This window comes from Microbacterium sp. C23T (assembly GCF_053345975.1).
In genome coordinates, this window is record NZ_JBKFBD010000003.1 from 152,997 (window position 1) to 169,471 (window position 16,475).

Genomic DNA, 16,475 nt, shown 5'->3' on the forward strand with positions numbered 1-16,475 from the left:
AAACTCTCTCCTCCTCCGCCCTCCGGGTGGCACTCCGCGTCGCGCTCCCTGACCGGCACTTCGTGCCTTCACGGCGAACAACGAAAGGGAGAAGGACATGATCACCGCCACTGCCGGGACCATCGAGCACCTCGACCCGGGCGACCTCATCGTCGAAACCAACATCCGGACCACCGCTGCAACCGAGTCAGGGTTCGTGGACAGCATCCGTGCCAACGGGGTGCTGACCCCGATCCTGGCGTGGCGGGACCAGGACGGGGGAGTGCACGTTCGTGCCGGGCAACGCCGCACCTTCGCTGCCCGGGAAGCCGGCCTTGTCACAGTGCCGGTGTACGTCGTGGACGCGGGCGACGATGACATGGCGCGGCGGATCGTGGAGCAGTTGATCGAGAACGACCAACGCGAAGCGCTCACCGACGCCGACCGTCTCCAGGCGTGGCGTGCCCTGGAGCTGGAAGGCCTGTCGGCGACCGCGATCGCCAAGCGCACCGGCGCCACACGCGACCGCATCAAGACCGGCCTCGCCGTCGCCGCCAACGACACCACCAGCGGCCTCCTCACCGACGGCGGCATCACCCTCGACCAGGCTGCGATCCTCCTCGAATTCGACGGAGACACCGACACTGTCGCGGAACTGACTGAGGTCGCGACCACCGATCCTGGCTACTTCCCGGTCGCGGTCGAACGCGCACGACAGGACCGCACCGCTCGGCAGGCCAAGGAGCAGGTCGAGCGGGAGGAAGCTGCGAAGGGGCACCGGATCCTCGACGACCGGCCCGACTGGAACGCCGCCCCGTACCGGGTGCGCTCGCTCCGCACCGCCGACGACCAGCCTGTCGATCCTGACGCCATCCAAGGCCAGCCGGGGGTCGCGGTGTACGTGGCCACCTACTACGGCGGGGAGGCGCGGGCAGAGTACTTCGTCGACGACCCCGCCGCGCTCGGCTACACCGTCCACGAATACGCGCACCCCGGCACCGGCACCCAGTCGGGGCCGATGAGCGACCAGCAGAAGGCGGAACGGAAGGTGCTGATCGCCAACAACAAGGAGTGGGACGCCGCCGAAACGGTGCGCCGCGACTGGGTCACCCAGTTCCTGGCCCGCAAGACCACACCGAAGAACGCACAGACCGTGATCGCCGAAGCCCTCACCACCGCCCGGTGGAAGGTCGCCGACGGTCTCACCCGCGGCTCCTCCACCGCGAAAGCGCTCCTGGGGATCGACGACGGGCCTCGCGGTGACGAACTCGCCGACTACCTGGCTACGCACCCGAACCGCACCGTCCACGTCACCCTCGCCATCGTGCTGGGCGGCATCGAACAGCACACCAACCGGGACACCTGGCGCACACCCAGCCCCGACACTGCCTGGTACCTGCGCACCCTGCAGGACTGGGGCTACACCCTCTGCCCGGTCGAACGGATCGCCGCGATGCTCACCGACAGCGAAGAACCCGTCACCGAGTAGGCGCCGAACGGGTGGGCATCTCCCGGGTGTCCACCCGATCGGCCCCGTCGACCTGGATCAGGAGGACAGATCATGGACAAGCTGACCGTGTACAGCAAGCCCGGATGCGTACAGTGCGCCGCCACCTACCGGGCACTCGACAGCCACGGCATCCCTTATGACATCGTGGACCTCACCGACAACCCGGCAGCGCTCGCGTACGTCACCGACGAGCTCGGATACTCTCAAGCCCCCGTCGTCGTCGCCAGCGACCAGGACCACTGGTCTGGCTTCCGCCCCGACCACATCGATCGCATCGCCCGCACATGACTACCCTCGTCGACCTGTGGCTGCACGCGGCCTTCGAGGTCGATGCCCTTCGCGCCCAAGTGCGGTACCTCGAGGAAGCATGGTTGCGCGCCGAAGCCGACGCGGACTACTGGTACTTCCAGGCCAACAACAATGATCGGGGCGTGCCCTTAGCGGAAGGTTCTCACGCGACGCGACCGTGTCCGATGGCCAAGAAGGAACGCCGGAGCGACAAGCCAAGGACCCGTGTACGTCGGCGAAAAGGTTAGGTCAGGTCGACGGTGTCCGAGCCGGCGTTCGTCTTGACCGACTCGATGCCGTTCTTGGCAGCGGCTTTGGTCGTGTACGACTCCGACGACGCGATCACCTCGCCGTTCGCCGCCTTCAGGCGGAAGCGGAAGCCGCCTGCGGAATCGTTGTAAAGCTCGTACTTGCCGGCCATGTGTGCGCTCCGATCGATGGTGGGCAGTGCCAGACCACATCCTGGCCAACTCAGTCGAGCGGCACAATGTCTATCGGGCGAACCGTCGACGAGGGCGACGCGACAGCGCAGCGGGCGCCACGCATCGCAACGCCGGATTCCCAAGCGGGCGCTTGGGAATCCAGCGCGCGATCAGGGACCGCCGCCGTCCATCGGACACCGTGGTCCGGATGTGAGGGGCCGGGACGAGATCAGGTGCGAAGGCTCCATCGCATGTTGAAGCGCGAACACGAGTGCATAACGCGCGCGAGGGTCCCTCTGCGCGCGAGCCCGTCCCCAAGCCGAAGCTCGGCGGGTTCGGTCTCGAGGAGTCGTCGCAAGGGTAGTCCCACACCGCCGGGTTTTCCGAAGTGTGCGGTCAGTTCTGGAAGTAGCGCTCCCAGTGCAGCTTGCATCCGGGGTTGAACGGCGCCGCACACCTCGGGCAGGCATCTGCGCGGGCGTACTCGGCGATGGTAAGCAGGTGCCCGCATGGGCCGCAGAGCACTGCGCGCTCGTCGTGGGCGCCCGCCGACCATCGTTCGGCGTTGTGGCCGGCGGATTCGGCGTGGCAGAGGTGGCAGGGGTAGAACTAGCCGCAGCATGCGAACTTGATCGCGATGACGTCCAGGGCTGTGGAGTAGTCGATGCAGCGGGTCTCGGCATCCACTATCGCGCCGTGCACGTGAGGACGCTCGGGGCTCATCGCAGCCCCCGGGCGGCGAGGGCGTCGCCGAGCTGATCGGCGTGTTTGAGCGAGACGATGAGGAACGGCACGACGAAGGTGCGCAGGCCGGCGCGGCCGCCGCGGGCACGCTGGGCGTCGCGGACCTCTCCGGCGAGCCGGGCGAGCACGGGCACGGTGCCGAGTGTGACGGTCAGCAGCAGCGCAGCGCGCTCGGAGTCGACACCGACCCGGCGCAGCGGCCCGAGGCCCCGCTCGAAGGCGTCCAGGAGTTCGGTGACCCGGGTGGTGAGGACGAGGAGTCCGGCGAGCAGGAGGGATGCCGTGACCCGGGCGGTGTTGGCGATGGCGGCCTCCGGGCCGAGGAAGATGAGCTGACCGGCGAGCGTGATCAGGAGGATCCAGCGCACCGCGAACACTTGTCGGCCGAGCTCGCGCATGCCGCAGCGCCCGTCGCGGAGGTCGGAGGCCGCGTACCCGGCGATGCTGATCGCGGCCGCGGCTCCCACCGTCCACCACGCCGAGGGGAGCAGGAGCACGCCGAGCACCATCACAAGCAGCAGTAGCGTCTTGGGTCCGGCGGGCATCCGGTGCAGCCAGCCGTCGCCGGGGCGGTGGAGCGTCAGCATCGCAGGATCGTTTCGTATTCGGCGACGATCGTCGCGGGCTCGCCGATCGCCGTGACGCGGCCGCCGGCGAACAGCACGGCGGACTCGCAGCGCTGTGCGAGGTCCAGATCGTGCGTGACGAGCAGCAGCCGGTGGCCGTCGCCGTCAAACAGGTGGTCGGCGATGAGGCGGGCGTTGCGGGCGTCGAGGTAGGCGGTGGGCTCGTCGGCGATCACGAGGTCTGGCCGGCGGACGAATGCGCCGCACAGCGCGAGCAGCTGCTTCTGCCCTCCTGACAGGTCGTGAGCGGACCGCTCCGCGAGAGGTGCGAGCCCGAACCGCTCGAGCGCGACCGACACCCGCTCACGGACCTCGGCGGCCGGCAGCCGGTCGGCGCGGCGCGAGAACGCGACGTCTTCCGCGACGGTGGGCATGACGATCTGCGCGTCGGGATTGCTGAACACCAGTGCGGTGCGCCGGCGGAGCTCGGCCGCGTGTCGGTCGGCTTCGAGCCCCAGGATGCTTATCGCCCCGGAGGTCGGGCGGACCAGCCCGCCGATGAGCCGCGCGAAGGTGGACTTGCCGGAGCCGTTCTCGCCGATGACAGCGACGGTGCGGGCGGTGAGGTCGATCGTGATGTCGCGCAGCACGTCGGTGTCGCCGAGGCGGAGGGTCACGGCATCCGTTCGGATCGTCATCGCACCACCTCGACCACGGCCGCGATGCCGAGCCCGCCGCCGACGGAGGCGGCGGCGACGCCGAGGGGGCCCGCCGGCCGGCCGGCGCGCACCAGCCGGGTGAACAGCCGTACCAGCGCCACGGCCCCGCTCGCGCCCCACGGGTGGCCGAGCGCGAGTGCTCCGCCGTCGGCGCAGACCCGTGGGTCGTCGTCATGGACGCCGATCCGGTCGAGCACGGCGAGGCTCTGCGCGGCGAAGGCCTCCACGATCTCGAACGCCTCGACATTGGCGATGCTCGCGCCGGCTGAGTGCAGGGCGGAGTGGATGCCGGGGGCCGCGCCGATGCCGGGAAGCGCGGGGTCGCAGCCCACCACTGCGGTCGCGCGGACGGCGAGCCCCGGACGGGTGCCGGAGGGAGCGACGATGACGGCGGCGGCGCCGTCGCCGATGCGGGTGGAGGTGCCGGCGGTCACGGACCCACCGGGGAACAGGGCGGGCAGGCGGGCCAGCAGCGGCTCGGCTCCGCCGATCGCGTCGTCGTGCCGGAGGCCGGCGAGGGGCACCAGTTCGGCGTCGAACCGTCCGGCCGCGACTGCGGCGCGGGCGCGAGCGTGGCTGCGGGCGGCGTGCGCGTCCTGTCGACGGCGGTCGATGCCGTCGTGGACCGCGAGATCCTCGGCGGCCCGGGTCATGTCGGGGTCGGGGAAGCCGGGCGGCGCGAACGGCGCGCGGTCGTACGCGACGCCGTCGACGGTGCGCACCGGAGCCGTGGAAGGACTCTCGACGCCGCCGGCCACCCGGATCCCCTCGTCGCCCGCGCGGATCGCCGCGACCGCGTCGAGCACGGCGGCCAGCCCGCTGCCGCACTGCCGGTCGACAGTGCCGCCCGGCACCCCGGGGCCGAGCCCGGCGGCGAGCGCGGCGACGCGGGCAGGGTTGCCGCCCGGGCCCATGCAGTTGCCGAGCAGCACATCCGCGACCTCGACCGGCGAACCGGTCACGGATGCCGCATCGTTCAGCGCCGCACGGATCACCGCGGCGCCGAGCTCGCCGACACCGAGTCCGGCGAGCGCACGCCCGCGGGTGCCGATGGGTGTCCGGCGTGCGGCGATGATCACGGGGTCTCGGTCAGACGTCAAGGCGGGACACCTCGCCGTTCATCACGCGGCGCAGCGCTTCGGCGCGGGCGGGTTTGCCCGATGCGGTGCGGGGCAGCTCGCCGGCGTACCACCGGCGCGGGCGGTGAGCCGGTGCCAGGCGGCTCGCGACGATCTTCCGGAGGTCGCCGGGGTGGCCGTCGAGCTCGACGAGCGTGGCGACGAGCGCGCCGACACGTTCGCGGGGCAGTCCGAACACGATCGCGTCGCGGATCCCGGGAATCGTGCGCAGCACTTCCTCGACCTCCTCGGGCACGATCGTCGCCGACGCGCTGAGGATGGCGTCATCCGCGCGCCCGAGCAACCGCAACCGTCCGTCGATGAGCTCTGCGCGGTCGCCGACCGTCGCCCACTCGCCGTCTCGTCGCAGCGGACCGGCGGCGCCGGCATACCCCGACGCCACGAACGGCGACCGCACCCAGAGCTCACTGTCCCGGATGCTCAGCTCCACCCCCGGGAACGCGCGCAGGCCGTCACCGTGGTCGATCGCGACGAACGAGAGCTCTGCCGCGCCGTAATACCCGATCACCTCGACACCGGCGTGCCGGGCCCGCTCGCGAAGCGCCGCGTCCAGGTGTGACCCGCCGATGAGCGCGGTCCGCAGCCGGGGCGGGACGCCCGCGTCCAACACGGTCTGCAGCGCCTGCGGAGTACCGTGCAGACACGTCGCGCTCGTGACACCCCTCGCGCCCAGCGATCCCCGGGGACCGCCCGCCAACGCGTGGGCGATCGAAAACAGCGTGAGAGACGACGCCGGTGTGACGGGCAGCGCCACCGCATCATGTCGGCTCACACGGAGCAGGTCCGCCACCGTCGCGAAGGAGTCCGACCACGATGACGCGCTGCGCAACACGATCCGCGGACGACCGCTGCTGCCCGATGTCAGCGTCGCCCAGGCCGCACCCTCCGCCGCACCCGCCTGCACCGCCGCGGCCAGCGCCTGCTCTCGCTGGCCGGCAGGCCAGCGGGGATCACAGACCAGCGGCACGCGAGCGGCGTCACGGATCCGGCGCACTCGCCTGATCAGATCGGGAGCATCCGCGCTGACCGGAACGATCACGCCACAGCAGTGGAATCGGTGGCGCCCGCGGCGGCGCGCTTCGTCGCCCAGGTGCGACGGAACGCGCGCGGATACGCGCGCGTCAGGGTCACCACGATGGCCGTCGCGAGCACGACCTTCACCAGATCGCCAGGCACGAACACCAGGCTCGTCAGCGCCGTCTCGGCCAACGGTAGGCGCGTCACGAGGCTCTGCACCGGGATGCCGAAGGCGTACACGACGAGGATCCCGCCCACGAAGATGCCCAGCAGCGTGCGCCACGTCGTGGGCTTGCGGCCGCCGGCGTGCACGATGAGCCCGATCACGATCGCTCCGGCGATCCAGCCGAGCAGGTACCCGGCGGACGGCCCGAGGAACACGCCGATGCCGCCGCGCCCACCCGCCAGCAGTGGCATGCCCACCGCGACCAGCGCCAGGAAGACGGTGACCGAGAGCGCGCCGAGCCACGGCCCCAGGATCGCTCCGGCGAGCATGACGCCCAGGGTCTGCGCGGTGATGGGCACCGCACCGAAGATCGTGAAACCGCCCGGCAGGCCCAGCACGGCGATGATCGCGGCGAAGACGGCGACACGTGCCAACGCGGTCGCGTCCAGGGATTGCACGCCCCCATGGCGAGCGACGGAGGTTGCGGGGGAATCGACCATCGGAGGAGGTCCTCTCTATCGGGGAACCTGTCACCTGAACAGCGTTCACTAGAACGGTGTTCACTATAGTGAGCAACGTGGGGAGAGAAGCAACCGGCCGCGGACACACGCGCGAGGATGTCGCCCGCGCCGCCCTGCGGATCCTCGACGAATACGGACTCCCCGACCTCACGATGCGCCGCCTGGCCGCCGCACTCGAGGTCCAACCCAGCGCCCTGTACTGGCACTTCCCCAACAAGCAGAGCCTGCTCGCCACCCTCTCCGACCGCATCGTCGCGCAGACCGACCCCACGCCGGCCGACCTCGACTGGAGCACGCGCGTGACGGCCGAGGCATCCGCCCTCCGCGCCGCCCTGCTCGCTCACCGGGACGGCGCCGAACTGGTGGCGAGCACGTACGCGCTCGGGCTCGGTACCGCCCAGGCACAGGATCGGCTCACCGCAGCGGTCGCCGCCGGCGGGTTCGACGACGAGACCGTCGAACGTGCCACGTCGACGCTGCTGCACTTCATCCTCGGGCACGTCCAGCACGAGCAGCAGCGGCAGCAGTACCAACAGCTGGGCCTGCAGGACGCGACCGCGGACGCGTCACCTGACGGGGTGTCGGATGCGGCGTTCGCGTTCGGGGTCGATCTTCTCGTGAGCGGGCTGCAGTCCCGTCACGGCTGATCGGATCAGGTGGCGGGTTCGGCGTGCCAGGTGAGGTACCCGCCCGTAAGACTCGCGACGTCTGTCGCCCCGTGGGCCCGAAGAATGGGAACGGCGCGGGTCGAGCGCACACCGGAGGCGCAGTAAAGCACGATCGGTCGGTCCAAGGGAACTGTCTCAGGCGGACCCTGTGAGATCAACTCGGGAAATGGGACGTGAATGGTGCCTGGCAACGCCCCCGCGGCGTGCTCGGCAACACTGCGCACGTCGACGAGAGTGAAGGACTCGCCTGCTGCCAGCCGTGCGCGCACCTCCCCCGCCGAGATCCTCTGCACCTTCTCCGATGTGGCGGCGGGCTGCCTGATCGACGAATCCTGCCCCGCATCCGCCGTCGTCGTTGCGGGAGGGATCGGTTTACCACGAACCAAGGCGATGGTGCGGACAGAACCCTGCAGCGCGTCGATGACCTGCAGGCGCCCGAGCAGAGAGTGACCGATCCCGGTCAGGAGCTTCAGCGTCTCGGCGGCCATTGTGGACCCGACCATCGCGCACACCGCGCCGAGCACTCCGGCGACCTCGCACGGTGGTGCGTCGTCGTCGGCGGGGGGTTCGGGGAACAGGTCGCGGTAGCGGTAGCCGTTGCGGCTGGAGAACACGCTCACGTGTCCTGCGAACCGGTGCACCGCGCCCCACACCACCGGGACTCCGAGGGCTTCGGCGGCGTCGGCCACCGCGTACCGGGTGTCGAACTCGTCCGACCCGTCGATGACGAGGTCGACGCCGGTCAGCAGTGCGACGGCGTTGCCGGGGGTGAGCCGGTAACGCCGGGTCTCGACCCGCACGAACGGGTTCGACGCAGTGACGGCGTGGGCGGCGGAGTCGACCTTCGGCATGCCGACCTGGGATGTGGAGTGGATGACTTGCCGGCCGAGGTTGCTCACCTCGACGAGGTCGTCGTCGATGACACGGATCATGCCGACGCCGGCGGCGGCGAGGTACTGGATCACCGGCGAGCCGAGACCGCCCGCGCCGATGACCGCGACCCGCGCCGCCTTCAGCCGACGCTGCCCGTCGAGGCCGAGTTCGGGCAGTACGACCTGTCGCGTGTAGCGGGAGATTTCGTCGGGCGACAGGTCCGGCAGGCTCTCCGCGGGCAGGGTGCCCGTCGCGCACAGCGGAGCGGGTGTGCGTGGCGTCGGGTGCGTCACAGGTCGGCCCGCCCTTCCATCGCGGACGACGCGAAGGCGCTCTCGCGGCGGGGGATCCTGCCGGCGATCCGGGCGGCCCTTCCGGCGCGCACCGCGTCGCGGAATGCGCCCGCCATGAGGACGGGGTCGGCGGCGCGGGTGACGGCTGTCGCGAGGAGGACGCCGTCGCAGCCGAGTTCCATGGCGAGTGCCGCGTCGCTGGCGGTGCCGACGCCGGCGTCGAGGATGACTGGCACCGTCGCGCGGGACGCGATGAGCGCGATGTTGCGGGGGTTGAGGATACCGAGTCCGCTGCCGATGGGCGCCCCGAGCGGCATGACGGCCGCGCATCCCACCCGTTCGAGGTGGATCGCCAGCGCGGGGTCGTCGTTCGTGTAGGCGAGGACGTGGAAGCCGTCGGCGACGAGGTTCTCCGCCGCATCCGCCAGCTGCAGCGGGTCCGGGAGGAGGGTGTCCTCGTCGGCGATGACCTCGAGCTTCACCCAGTCCGTGTCGAGCGCCTCGCGCGCTAGCTGTGCCGTGAGGACGGCTTCGCGGGCGGTGAGGCATCCGGCGGTGTTCGGAAGGATTCGGATTCCGGCATCGCGCACCACCTCGTATAGTGCGCCGCCCTCTCGGGGGTCGAACCGCCGCATCGCGACGGTGGTGATCTCGGTGCCCGACGTGCGGAGCGCCCGGGCCAGCACGTCGAGGTCACGCGCCCCGCCCGTGCCCAGCAGCAGGCGGGAGCCGACGGACTCTCCTGCCAGCATCCACTGGTCGTCGTGTTCCGTGGTCATGTCAGCCTCCCTGCATCGCGGTGAGGATCTCCACCGCGTCCCCGTCGTGGACGGTGGTCGTGTGCCATTCAGTGCGTCGGACCACGGTGCCGTTGAGGGCGACCGCGATCCCTCGGATGCGCTCCGGCGTCAGGGGCGACGCGCTGATCGCAGGCGCCGCCTCCCCGAGGATCACCTGCGCGACGAGCCGGTCGAGCCCGATCGGAACCTGTTCCTCGCGGTCGATTCCGTTCACCTGGATGCTCATGCGGCCATCTCCTCTCGAGGGGATCGCGTCGCCGCGACCGGACGCGGAACCTCCGCGCCTTCCAGAACCGTGTCTGCGACGGTGCGGGCGATCCACGGGCTCAGCAGCACCCCGTGGCGATAGGCGCCCAGGGCCAGGTGAAGCTGCGGGATCGGCACGCCGTGGTCGTCGACCGCCGGGCCGAGCAGCGGCGCGTTGTCGCGCGTGGCGGGTCGCGCCTGGGCCGTCACCTCGACGACTTCGCACTCGGCGACGGCCGGGTAGACCGCGCGGGCGTCCCGGAGCAGATCGCCGATCGGCCCTGCCAGGGGCTGGTCGGCGCCGTCCTCCCGCTCGGTCGCTCCGACCACGAGTCCGCCGGCGGCCCGCGGCACCAGATACACCGCGCGTCCCCGCACCAGCGCACGGACGGTGTGCTCAAGCGGCGCCGTCCAGCGACCGACGCGCAGCCGAAGGATGTCTCCGTACACCGGCCGGACTGATCGCTGCACCCACGCCGGCAGCCCATCGGTGCGTGTCGAGTGCCCGCTTGCGACGATGATCGCGTCGACCGTCGTCCGCTCACCTGCCGAGTCCGTGACTTGCGGGCTGCGGTCGGGCGAATCTCGGGCGGGCGCGTCGATGTGAACGACGGCGGTCGGTGTGAGCCAGCCGGCGTGCCCACCGGCACGGCGATCGAGATCGCGCATGATCGCGGCGGTGAGTGCGCGCGGGTCGACCGCGTGGTCGCCCGGCGCGACCCACGCCGCGGCGACCGGTGCGAGACCGGGTTCGAGGCGCCTAAGCGAGGACGTCGTCAGCGGCTCGAAATGCCCACCGGCTGCGCTCGCGCGGCTTGTCAGGTGCCGTAGCGCGGCGCTGTCCGAGGCATCCGTCCCCACGGTGATCGTCGCGGCAGCCGAGTAGTCGACCGCCGACGGCTCCACGCCCAGCCGTTCGATCATCGCCGGGAAGAGACCGGCGGCCTCCCGGGCGAACTCGCGCAGGGTCTCCTCCCAGGGGTCGAACTCGCCGGTCGGGGCCAGCATGCCGGCGGCGGCCCAGGTCGCACCGCTGACGGGCTGCGGGTCCCACACGCGCACGGCGGCGCCGCGCACCGTCAGTTCGTGCGCGACGGTCAGGCCGACGATGCCGGCGCCCACCACGGCGACCCTCATCGTCCCACCACCATGACACGTCGAGCCGAAGCGATGCGACCTGGGCGCGGTAGGGTCACCTGGTGCTCCGCGACGACGAGACCCTGTACCTGTGCATCGACGCCCGCCCGACCGCGGCCGAGTTCGCGGCTCGCGTCGACGCCGCCTTCCGTGGCGGGGTCGACATCATCCAGCTCCGCGACAAGGTCATCGACGTGCGCACAGAGCTGTCGCGCCTCGAGATCCTGCAGGGAGTCGCCGAGCAGCACGGCAAGCGGTGGGCCGTCAACGACCGCGCGGACGTCGCCCTGATCGCCGGCGCACCCGTGTTCCATGTCGGTCAGGACGACCTGCCGGTCGAGGAGGCTCGACGCCTGCTCGGGAGCGAGGCGCTGATCGGACTGTCGACGCACGACCCGGCACAGGCGACCGCGGCGGCCCACCGGCCCGACCTCTCCTACTTCTGTGTCGGTCCGCTGTGGCAGACCCCCACGAAGCCCGGCCGCGCAGCCACCGGACTCGACCTGGTAGCCCATGCCGCGGCGCTGACCGCGTCGCTCCCGGACGCGCCGCCATGGTTCGCCATCGGCGGGATCGACCACCAGAACATCGACTCCGTCGTCGCCGCGGGAGCACGCCGGGTCGTGGTGGTGCGGGCGATCGCCGACGCCGACGACCCCGAGGCCGCAGCGCGTACGCTGAAGGCCCGGCTGTGACGGCTCACGCATCGACGCGGAGCGTCGGCGCGTCGAGGTAGACCGTCCCGCCGCTCGCGAGGAACTCGGCGGATTTCTCCCGCATCCCGTCGACGATCGCCGCTTGCGCGGACTCGTCGCCGAACCTGTCGCGGATGTCCTGCGAGATCCGCATCGAGCAGAATTTCGGGCCGCACATCGAGCAGAAATGCGCGGTCTTCGCGGGCTCGGCCGGCAGCGTCTCGTCGTGGAATGCCTCGGCGGTATCGGGGTCGAGCGAGAGCGCGAACTGGTCCTTCCACCGGAACTCGAACCGGGCCTTCGACAGCGCGTCGTCACGCTCCCGCGCGCCCGGATGCCCCTTCGCCAGGTCCGCCGCATGGGCGGCGATCTTGTAGGTGATGACGCCGGTCTTGACGTCGTCGCGGTCAGGCAGCCCGAGGTGCTCCTTGGGGGTGACGTAGCAGAGCATCGCGGTGCCCCAGCGGGCGATCTCGGTCGCACCGATCGCGGAGGTGATGTGGTCGTAGCCGGGCGCGACGTCGGTGACGAGCGGACCCAGGGTGTAGAACGGCGCACCGTGGCACACCTCGATCTCGCGCTCGATGTTCTCCCGCACCAGGTGCAGCGGGACGTGCCCCGGCCCCTCGACCATGACCTGGACGTCGTATTCCCAGGCCCGCGCGGTCAGCTCGCCCAGGGTGTCGAGCTCGGCGAACTGGGCGGCGTCGTTCGCATCAGCGACGGAGCCGGGGCGGAGCCCGTCGCCCAGCGAGAACGCCACGTCGTATCGGGCGAAGATCTCGCACAGCTCATCGAAGTGGGTGTAGAGGAAGTTCTCCTGGTGCTGCGCAAGGCACCACCCCGCCATGATCGAACCGCCCCGCGACACGATCCCGGTGACCCGGTCCGCGGTGAGCGGGACGTAGCGCAGCAGCACCCCGGCTTGGATGGTCATGTAGTCCACGCCCTGCTCGCACTGCTCGATGACGGTGTCGCGGAAGATCTCCCACGTCAGCGCATCGGCGTCCCCGTTCACCTTCTCCAGCGCCTGGTAGATCGGCACCGTGCCGATCGGCACCGGCGAGTTGCGGATGATCCACTCCCGCGTGGTGTGGATGTCGTCCCCCGTCGACAGGTCCATCACCGTGTCGGCGCCCCATCGGGTCGCCCACTTCAGCTTGTCGACCTCCTCCTCGATCGACGAGGTCACGGCCGAGTTGCCGATGTTCGCGTTGATCTTGACGAGGAACGCGCGCCCGATGATCATCGGCTCGCTCTCGGGGTGGTTGATGTTCGCCGGGATGATCGCTCGCCCGGCCGCGACCTCGCGGCGCACCAGCTCGACATCGCAGCCCTCGCGGAGCGCGACGAACCGCATCTCCTCCGTGACGATCCCGCGCCGGGCGTAATGCATCTGCGTCACCCGCCGACCCTCGCGCGCCCGCAGCGGTTCCGTCGCCCGCCCTTTCCACTCGGCGGATGCCGCGCCCCGGCGCACCGCCGAACGGCCATCGTCAGCGAAATCCCGGCCGCGGCCCAGGTACTCCTCGACGTCCTCGCGGCCGCGGACCCAGCCATCGCGGAACGCCGGGAGCCCCTCGGTCGGATCGCATTCCGGGCCCACTGTGCGATACACCTCGACATCGGCGTTGGGGGTGCCGTCCGGGGAGGGATCCAGCCGGATCCGGGTGACCGGGACGCGGGTGCCGGACTCCTGGTCGATGCGGAATGCGCTCTGATGGCGTGCTTGTACGACGGACATCACCGTCTCCTTCTTCCTACGCTGGTGCTAGCCAGACAGGTTCGAACGGTCCAGGGGGCATCACCCTGATCTCAGCCACTGCCGTGGTTCCCGCGGGATACAGAAGGCGACGCTAGCACGCCCAAGAACGCTGCTTCCGCGCCGTTACCTTCGTGGCCGTTGGCACATCCGCAGCCCGAGAAGGCCGCATCTTTGGTGCCGGATCTGACGGCGACTGGGGTCTCCTCGGGCGTCGAGCACGCGGACGACTCGATCGTGCACTGGTCGCGGGTCGATCCCCAACCGCGCGCGGCACGAAAGGCGGGCGCTGGCCGGGCATTTCGGCGGTAGCGGCCGACGTCGGGTGGGGCAGTTGGCGAGCGTGTGATGGCGGCCCGTTGTGGCCGTATGCACGATTAGGGAGGTCGCTCGCGCTCGTGTTCGGTCGTGAGAATTTCTCGAGACGCGGGTTGCCCTCCGGGCGAATAGGAAGGACGGCGAAGCTTTATCCTCGCTGTCCTTCGCTGGTCACGTGTCGCAGCCGATGCCGTCCTTGTCACGGTCGAGGTGCGGCGCGTAGCCCGATTGCCCCTGGTAGATCGGTGCTTTGCCGGCGGCGCGGACGGCGTCGCAGTTCTTGTAGTAGACGTCCGGCGTTGCGGGCGCCGGTGCGGGCTGCGCGGGTGCAGGCTGCGCCGGTGCCGGTGCCGGTGCCGGTGCCGGTGCCGGTGCCGGTGCCGGTGCTGGCGCTGGCGCCGCCGGCGTCGCTGGGGCGGGTGCGGGTTCCGGTGCGGCTTCGACGACGGGTGCCGTGGCGAAGGTGGAGGTGAACGCCTCTTGGTCGGGGCAGGCGCTCAGGATGCTGGCGATCGCATCGTGCTCAGCTTGCGTCACCCACAGGCTGTAGGTGGCCTTCACCGACACCTGCCGGGCGACGTACTCGCAGCGGAAGCCCTTGTTCTTCGGCAGCCACGTGGCGGCGTCGCCGTCACCTTTCTGCGCGTTGGCAGGGCCGTCGACGGCGAGGAGGTTGAGCGGGTCGTTGGCGAGCGTCGCGCGCTGGTCGGCGGTGAGCTGCTGGGCGCCCTTCTGCCAGGCGTCGGAGAGCGCGACGACATGGTCGATCTGCACGTCGGCGGACGTGTCCTGCCCCCGGACGAAGGAGATGGTGGTGGCGGTGTACGGATCGGCGAGCGTGCCCGAGTAGACGCGACAGTTGACGGCGTCCACGTCGGTCAGGTCGCGGGAGAGGATGTCGTTGCGGGTGTCGCAGCCGTTGCGGTCCACGTCCAGCCACCGCTGACCGAACTGGTCGCGGTCGTACCCGGTCTTCGGTGCGCGGCCCTTCACCTCGAGCGTCCCAAGCACCGCGAGCGCGGTCAGCTCCGAGGTCGCGGCGGTCGTCGCGACAGTCTGCGTCTCCCCGGCGAAGGCGACATCCGTGGTCTCGTCGTCCACCGGCTCGACGGTCGCCGTCGGCGTCGCCTCAGCGGTCGGCGTGGAGATCGGTGCGGCGATCGGCTTGGCTTCACGGCCCGCCTCGGCTGCGGCCGGGTAGATCACGGAAGTTGCCATGCCGGCGACGAAGAAGATGACGGCGGCGATGGCGGTCGCGACGATGGCGGTGTTGCGGGAGCGGAACCGGAGCCACGTCGGGGTGTTCTTCGCGAGCGCGACGATGCCGGTGATGAGCACGGTCAGGGCGACGGCTGCGACGAGAGGGCTGAGAAAGAGCAGCAGTGCGAGCCCGACGACGCCGATGACGATCCACAGCCAGACCGGCACACGCCGGCGCGTGCGCTTGCTGGGTGCGACGCCGGAAGGCTGAGCCGGCGGCGGGGTGATGTTGACGGTGGATGCCATGTGGGAGTTCCTTGGCGCGTGGGCGCAGTCGAGTGATGCTGAAGAACGAAGAGGGAGAGAAGCCCGCCGGGTTCCGGGGCAACCGGCTGAGGCGACGGGCGTTCGCGACGCCGTTAGCGGCGGGGTTAGAGGGAGATGTAGTTGCCGTTGTCGTACAGCATGAATGCCTGTGCCGTGTCGGGAACGATGTAGGCCGCGTAGCCGGTGAATGCGTTACCGGGATACAGCGTTGGACCGTCGGACATCGAGGGCATTCCGTCGTCGAGGACGATGTACTCGTTGGAGTAACGGTTACCCTCGCCGGTTGTGAGGAACAGGTCCCATTCCGCGAGCGATGGCTCCACGCCGTCGGGGTCGATGCCCGTCATCGTCAGTTCGACCACCACGTACTTGAAGCCCGCGGGGGCGTCGTCGTTGAACTGGTTCCAGCCCTCGACGAGCGCGTTCGCGTTCGCGTCGACGACTCTGCCGGTGAGGCTGTACTTCTCGCCGCCGAAGACCCCCCTAGCCACGTAGGGCTGCGGGAAAGGGCGGGACGCTGAACCGTCGGCGGCGGGCGCCGCCGGCGCGGCGGGCTCTTCCGCGGAAGGCTATTCGGCAGCGGGTGCCTCGGGCTCGGTCGACGGTTCAGCAGTTGGCGCTGCGGGGGCGGCGTTCTCGACCTGACGCGGTGAGGCGGCCGAGCTCGTAGTGCCGATCGCGGCGGAGAACGCGATCGTGGCGATCAGGCCGGCGATGAGGGCCACGCCACCCAGAACAGTCCCGGTAACCGCGAACGCCTTGCTCTGCTTCTTGACGAGCGCGAGAACGCCGAGGGCGACCGCCGCGATGGCGAGCAGTAGCCCGAGCCACGGCACGAGCCCGGTCAAGAACGCAGCGATCCCCACCATGAGCGCGGCAACGCCGAGGCCATTCCGGCGACTGGGCCGCACCGGCGCCGTGGTGACCGCCGGGGTCGTGGGCGACTGCGAGGCTGCGGTCGGCACGACGGGCGTTGCGGGCTCGAGCCACCGCTGGCCGTCCCAGTAACGCGATTCGTTGTTCGCGTGCGGTGCGGGATACCAGCCCGCGGGCGCCGTACTCGTCATTCTTCCCCAAAACCGGAG

At 70.5% G+C, this 16,475-nt stretch carries 18 protein-coding genes; 4 read left to right on the top strand and 14 right to left on the bottom strand.

Features of this window, described 5'->3' with window-relative positions; all coding sequences use genetic code 11:
- Positions 1–97: 97 nt before the first annotated feature.
- Together ACLBXX_RS02740 and nrdH are read left to right on the top strand one after the other, a co-directional pair.
- Complete coding sequence (locus tag ACLBXX_RS02740) at positions 98–1,468, top strand: ParB/RepB/Spo0J family partition protein (RefSeq protein ID WP_447656713.1); 1,371 nt, start codon at positions 98–100, stop codon at positions 1,466–1,468.
- A gap of 72 nt (positions 1,469–1,540) precedes the next feature.
- Complete coding sequence (gene nrdH / locus ACLBXX_RS02745) at positions 1,541–1,777, top strand: glutaredoxin-like protein NrdH (RefSeq protein ID WP_447656714.1); 237 nt, start codon at positions 1,541–1,543, stop codon at positions 1,775–1,777.
- 244 nt (positions 1,778–2,021) lie between these two features.
- On the opposite strand, the gene ACLBXX_RS02750 is transcribed toward nrdH, so the two are convergent.
- The 6 genes from ACLBXX_RS02750 to ACLBXX_RS02775 all read right to left on the bottom strand — a co-directional run bounded on the left by ACLBXX_RS02750 (position 2,022) and on the right by ACLBXX_RS02775 (position 7,050).
- Positions 2,022–2,198, bottom strand: a complete 177-nt coding sequence (locus ACLBXX_RS02750; protein WP_447656715.1) for a YegP family protein — start codon at positions 2,196–2,198, stop codon at positions 2,022–2,024.
- Positions 2,199–2,918: 720 nt separating this feature from the next.
- Complete coding sequence (locus tag ACLBXX_RS02755) at positions 2,919–3,530, bottom strand: energy-coupling factor transporter transmembrane component T (protein ID WP_447656716.1); 612 nt, start codon at positions 3,528–3,530, stop codon at positions 2,919–2,921.
- Positions 3,524–4,207, bottom strand: a complete 684-nt coding sequence (locus tag ACLBXX_RS02760; protein ID WP_447656717.1) for an energy-coupling factor ABC transporter ATP-binding protein — start codon at positions 4,205–4,207, stop codon at positions 3,524–3,526. The genes ACLBXX_RS02755 and ACLBXX_RS02760 overlap by 7 nt, the downstream gene beginning before the upstream one ends.
- The gene (locus tag ACLBXX_RS02765; RefSeq protein WP_447656718.1) at positions 4,204–5,328 is read right to left on the bottom strand and encodes a thiolase family protein; all 1,125 of its coding nucleotides are present in this window, start codon (positions 5,326–5,328) and stop codon (positions 4,204–4,206) included. The genes ACLBXX_RS02760 and ACLBXX_RS02765 overlap by 4 nt, the downstream gene beginning before the upstream one ends.
- Positions 5,318–6,406 carry an AMP-binding protein gene (locus tag ACLBXX_RS02770; protein ID WP_447656719.1) on the bottom strand — a complete coding sequence of 363 codons (1,089 nt, stop codon included), beginning with the start codon at positions 6,404–6,406 and terminating at the stop codon, positions 5,318–5,320. The genes ACLBXX_RS02765 and ACLBXX_RS02770 overlap by 11 nt, the downstream gene beginning before the upstream one ends.
- Entirely contained in the window at positions 6,403–7,050 is a 648-nt protein-coding gene (locus tag ACLBXX_RS02775) for a biotin transporter BioY (protein ID WP_447656720.1), read from the bottom strand. The genes ACLBXX_RS02770 and ACLBXX_RS02775 overlap by 4 nt, the downstream gene beginning before the upstream one ends.
- Positions 7,051–7,127: 77 nt before the next feature.
- Here ACLBXX_RS02775 and ACLBXX_RS02780 point away from each other — a divergent pair, with 77 nt between their 5' ends.
- Positions 7,128–7,718, top strand: a complete 591-nt coding sequence (locus ACLBXX_RS02780) for a TetR/AcrR family transcriptional regulator C-terminal domain-containing protein (RefSeq protein ID WP_447656721.1) — start codon at positions 7,128–7,130, stop codon at positions 7,716–7,718.
- A gap of 5 nt (positions 7,719–7,723) precedes the next feature.
- On the opposite strand, the gene ACLBXX_RS02785 is transcribed toward ACLBXX_RS02780, so the two are convergent.
- Genes ACLBXX_RS02785 through ACLBXX_RS02800 form a run of 4 tightly spaced genes read right to left on the bottom strand, consistent with a single transcriptional unit; the run spans position 7,724 to position 11,088 of the window.
- Entirely contained in the window at positions 7,724–8,905 is a 1,182-nt protein-coding gene (locus ACLBXX_RS02785; protein WP_447656722.1) for a ThiF family adenylyltransferase, read from the bottom strand.
- Positions 8,902–9,684 (bottom strand): thiazole synthase, encoded by a 783-nt coding sequence (locus tag ACLBXX_RS02790; protein WP_447656723.1) that lies wholly within the window; start codon positions 9,682–9,684, stop codon positions 8,902–8,904. Before ACLBXX_RS02790 ends, ACLBXX_RS02785 begins: the two co-directional genes overlap by 4 nt.
- 1 nt (position 9,685) lies before the next feature.
- On the bottom strand, positions 9,686–9,931 hold the full coding sequence (gene thiS, locus ACLBXX_RS02795) for a sulfur carrier protein ThiS (protein WP_447656724.1): 246 nt from the start codon (positions 9,929–9,931) through the stop codon (positions 9,686–9,688).
- Entirely contained in the window at positions 9,928–11,088 is a 1,161-nt protein-coding gene (locus ACLBXX_RS02800; protein WP_447656725.1) for an FAD-dependent oxidoreductase, read from the bottom strand. Before ACLBXX_RS02800 ends, thiS begins: the two co-directional genes overlap by 4 nt.
- A 62-nt stretch (positions 11,089–11,150) precedes the next feature.
- Here ACLBXX_RS02800 and thiE point away from each other — a divergent pair, with 62 nt between their 5' ends.
- Positions 11,151–11,783, top strand: coding sequence for a thiamine phosphate synthase (gene thiE, locus ACLBXX_RS02805; protein ID WP_447656726.1), 633 nt, complete (start codon positions 11,151–11,153; stop codon positions 11,781–11,783).
- Between the two features lie 4 nt (positions 11,784–11,787).
- On the opposite strand, the gene thiC is transcribed toward thiE, so the two are convergent.
- The 4 genes from thiC to ACLBXX_RS02825 form a co-directional block, all read right to left on the bottom strand.
- Complete coding sequence (gene thiC / locus ACLBXX_RS02810) at positions 11,788–13,527, bottom strand: phosphomethylpyrimidine synthase ThiC (protein WP_447656727.1); 1,740 nt, start codon at positions 13,525–13,527, stop codon at positions 11,788–11,790.
- A gap of 507 nt (positions 13,528–14,034) precedes the next feature.
- On the bottom strand, positions 14,035–15,369 hold the full coding sequence (locus ACLBXX_RS02815; protein ID WP_447656728.1) for a GmrSD restriction endonuclease domain-containing protein: 1,335 nt from the start codon (positions 15,367–15,369) through the stop codon (positions 14,035–14,037).
- Positions 15,370–15,494: 125 nt separating this feature from the next.
- Complete coding sequence (locus ACLBXX_RS02820) at positions 15,495–15,881, bottom strand: hypothetical protein (protein WP_447656729.1); 387 nt, start codon at positions 15,879–15,881, stop codon at positions 15,495–15,497.
- 78 nt (positions 15,882–15,959) lie between these two features.
- A complete protein-coding gene (locus ACLBXX_RS02825) occupies positions 15,960–16,457 on the bottom strand; it encodes a DUF2510 domain-containing protein (RefSeq protein ID WP_447656730.1) in 498 nt (165 codons plus the stop codon).
- Between the last annotated feature and the right edge of the window lie 18 nt (positions 16,458–16,475).

What these genes read in the sequence shown, in the direction of transcription:
- ACLBXX_RS02740 (WP_447656713.1), top strand. Translation starts at nt 98, where the DNA reads ATGATCACCGCCACTGCCGGGACCATCGAGCACCTCGACCCGGGCGAC.
- nrdH (WP_447656714.1), top strand. Translation starts at nt 1,541, where the DNA reads ATGGACAAGCTGACCGTGTACAGCAAGCCCGGATGCGTACAGTGCGCC.
- ACLBXX_RS02750 (WP_447656715.1), bottom strand. Translation starts at nt 2,198, where the DNA reads ATGGCCGGCAAGTACGAGCTTTACAACGATTCCGCAGGCGGCTTCCGC.
- ACLBXX_RS02755 (WP_447656716.1), bottom strand. Translation starts at nt 3,530, where the DNA reads ATGCTGACGCTCCACCGCCCCGGCGACGGCTGGCTGCACCGGATGCCC.
- ACLBXX_RS02760 (WP_447656717.1), bottom strand. Translation starts at nt 4,207, where the DNA reads ATGACGATCCGAACGGATGCCGTGACCCTCCGCCTCGGCGACACCGAC.
- ACLBXX_RS02775 (WP_447656720.1), bottom strand. Translation starts at nt 7,050, where the DNA reads ATGGTCGATTCCCCCGCAACCTCCGTCGCTCGCCATGGGGGCGTGCAA.
- ACLBXX_RS02790 (WP_447656723.1), bottom strand. Translation starts at nt 9,684, where the DNA reads ATGACCACGGAACACGACGACCAGTGGATGCTGGCAGGAGAGTCCGTC.
- thiS (WP_447656724.1), bottom strand. Translation starts at nt 9,931, where the DNA reads ATGAGCATCCAGGTGAACGGAATCGACCGCGAGGAACAGGTTCCGATC.
- ACLBXX_RS02800 (WP_447656725.1), bottom strand. Translation starts at nt 11,088, where the DNA reads ATGAGGGTCGCCGTGGTGGGCGCCGGCATCGTCGGCCTGACCGTCGCG.
- thiC (WP_447656727.1), bottom strand. Translation starts at nt 13,527, where the DNA reads ATGTCCGTCGTACAAGCACGCCATCAGAGCGCATTCCGCATCGACCAG.
- ACLBXX_RS02815 (WP_447656728.1), bottom strand. Translation starts at nt 15,369, where the DNA reads ATGGCATCCACCGTCAACATCACCCCGCCGCCGGCTCAGCCTTCCGGC.
- ACLBXX_RS02825 (WP_447656730.1), bottom strand. Translation starts at nt 16,457, where the DNA reads ATGACGAGTACGGCGCCCGCGGGCTGGTATCCCGCACCGCACGCGAAC.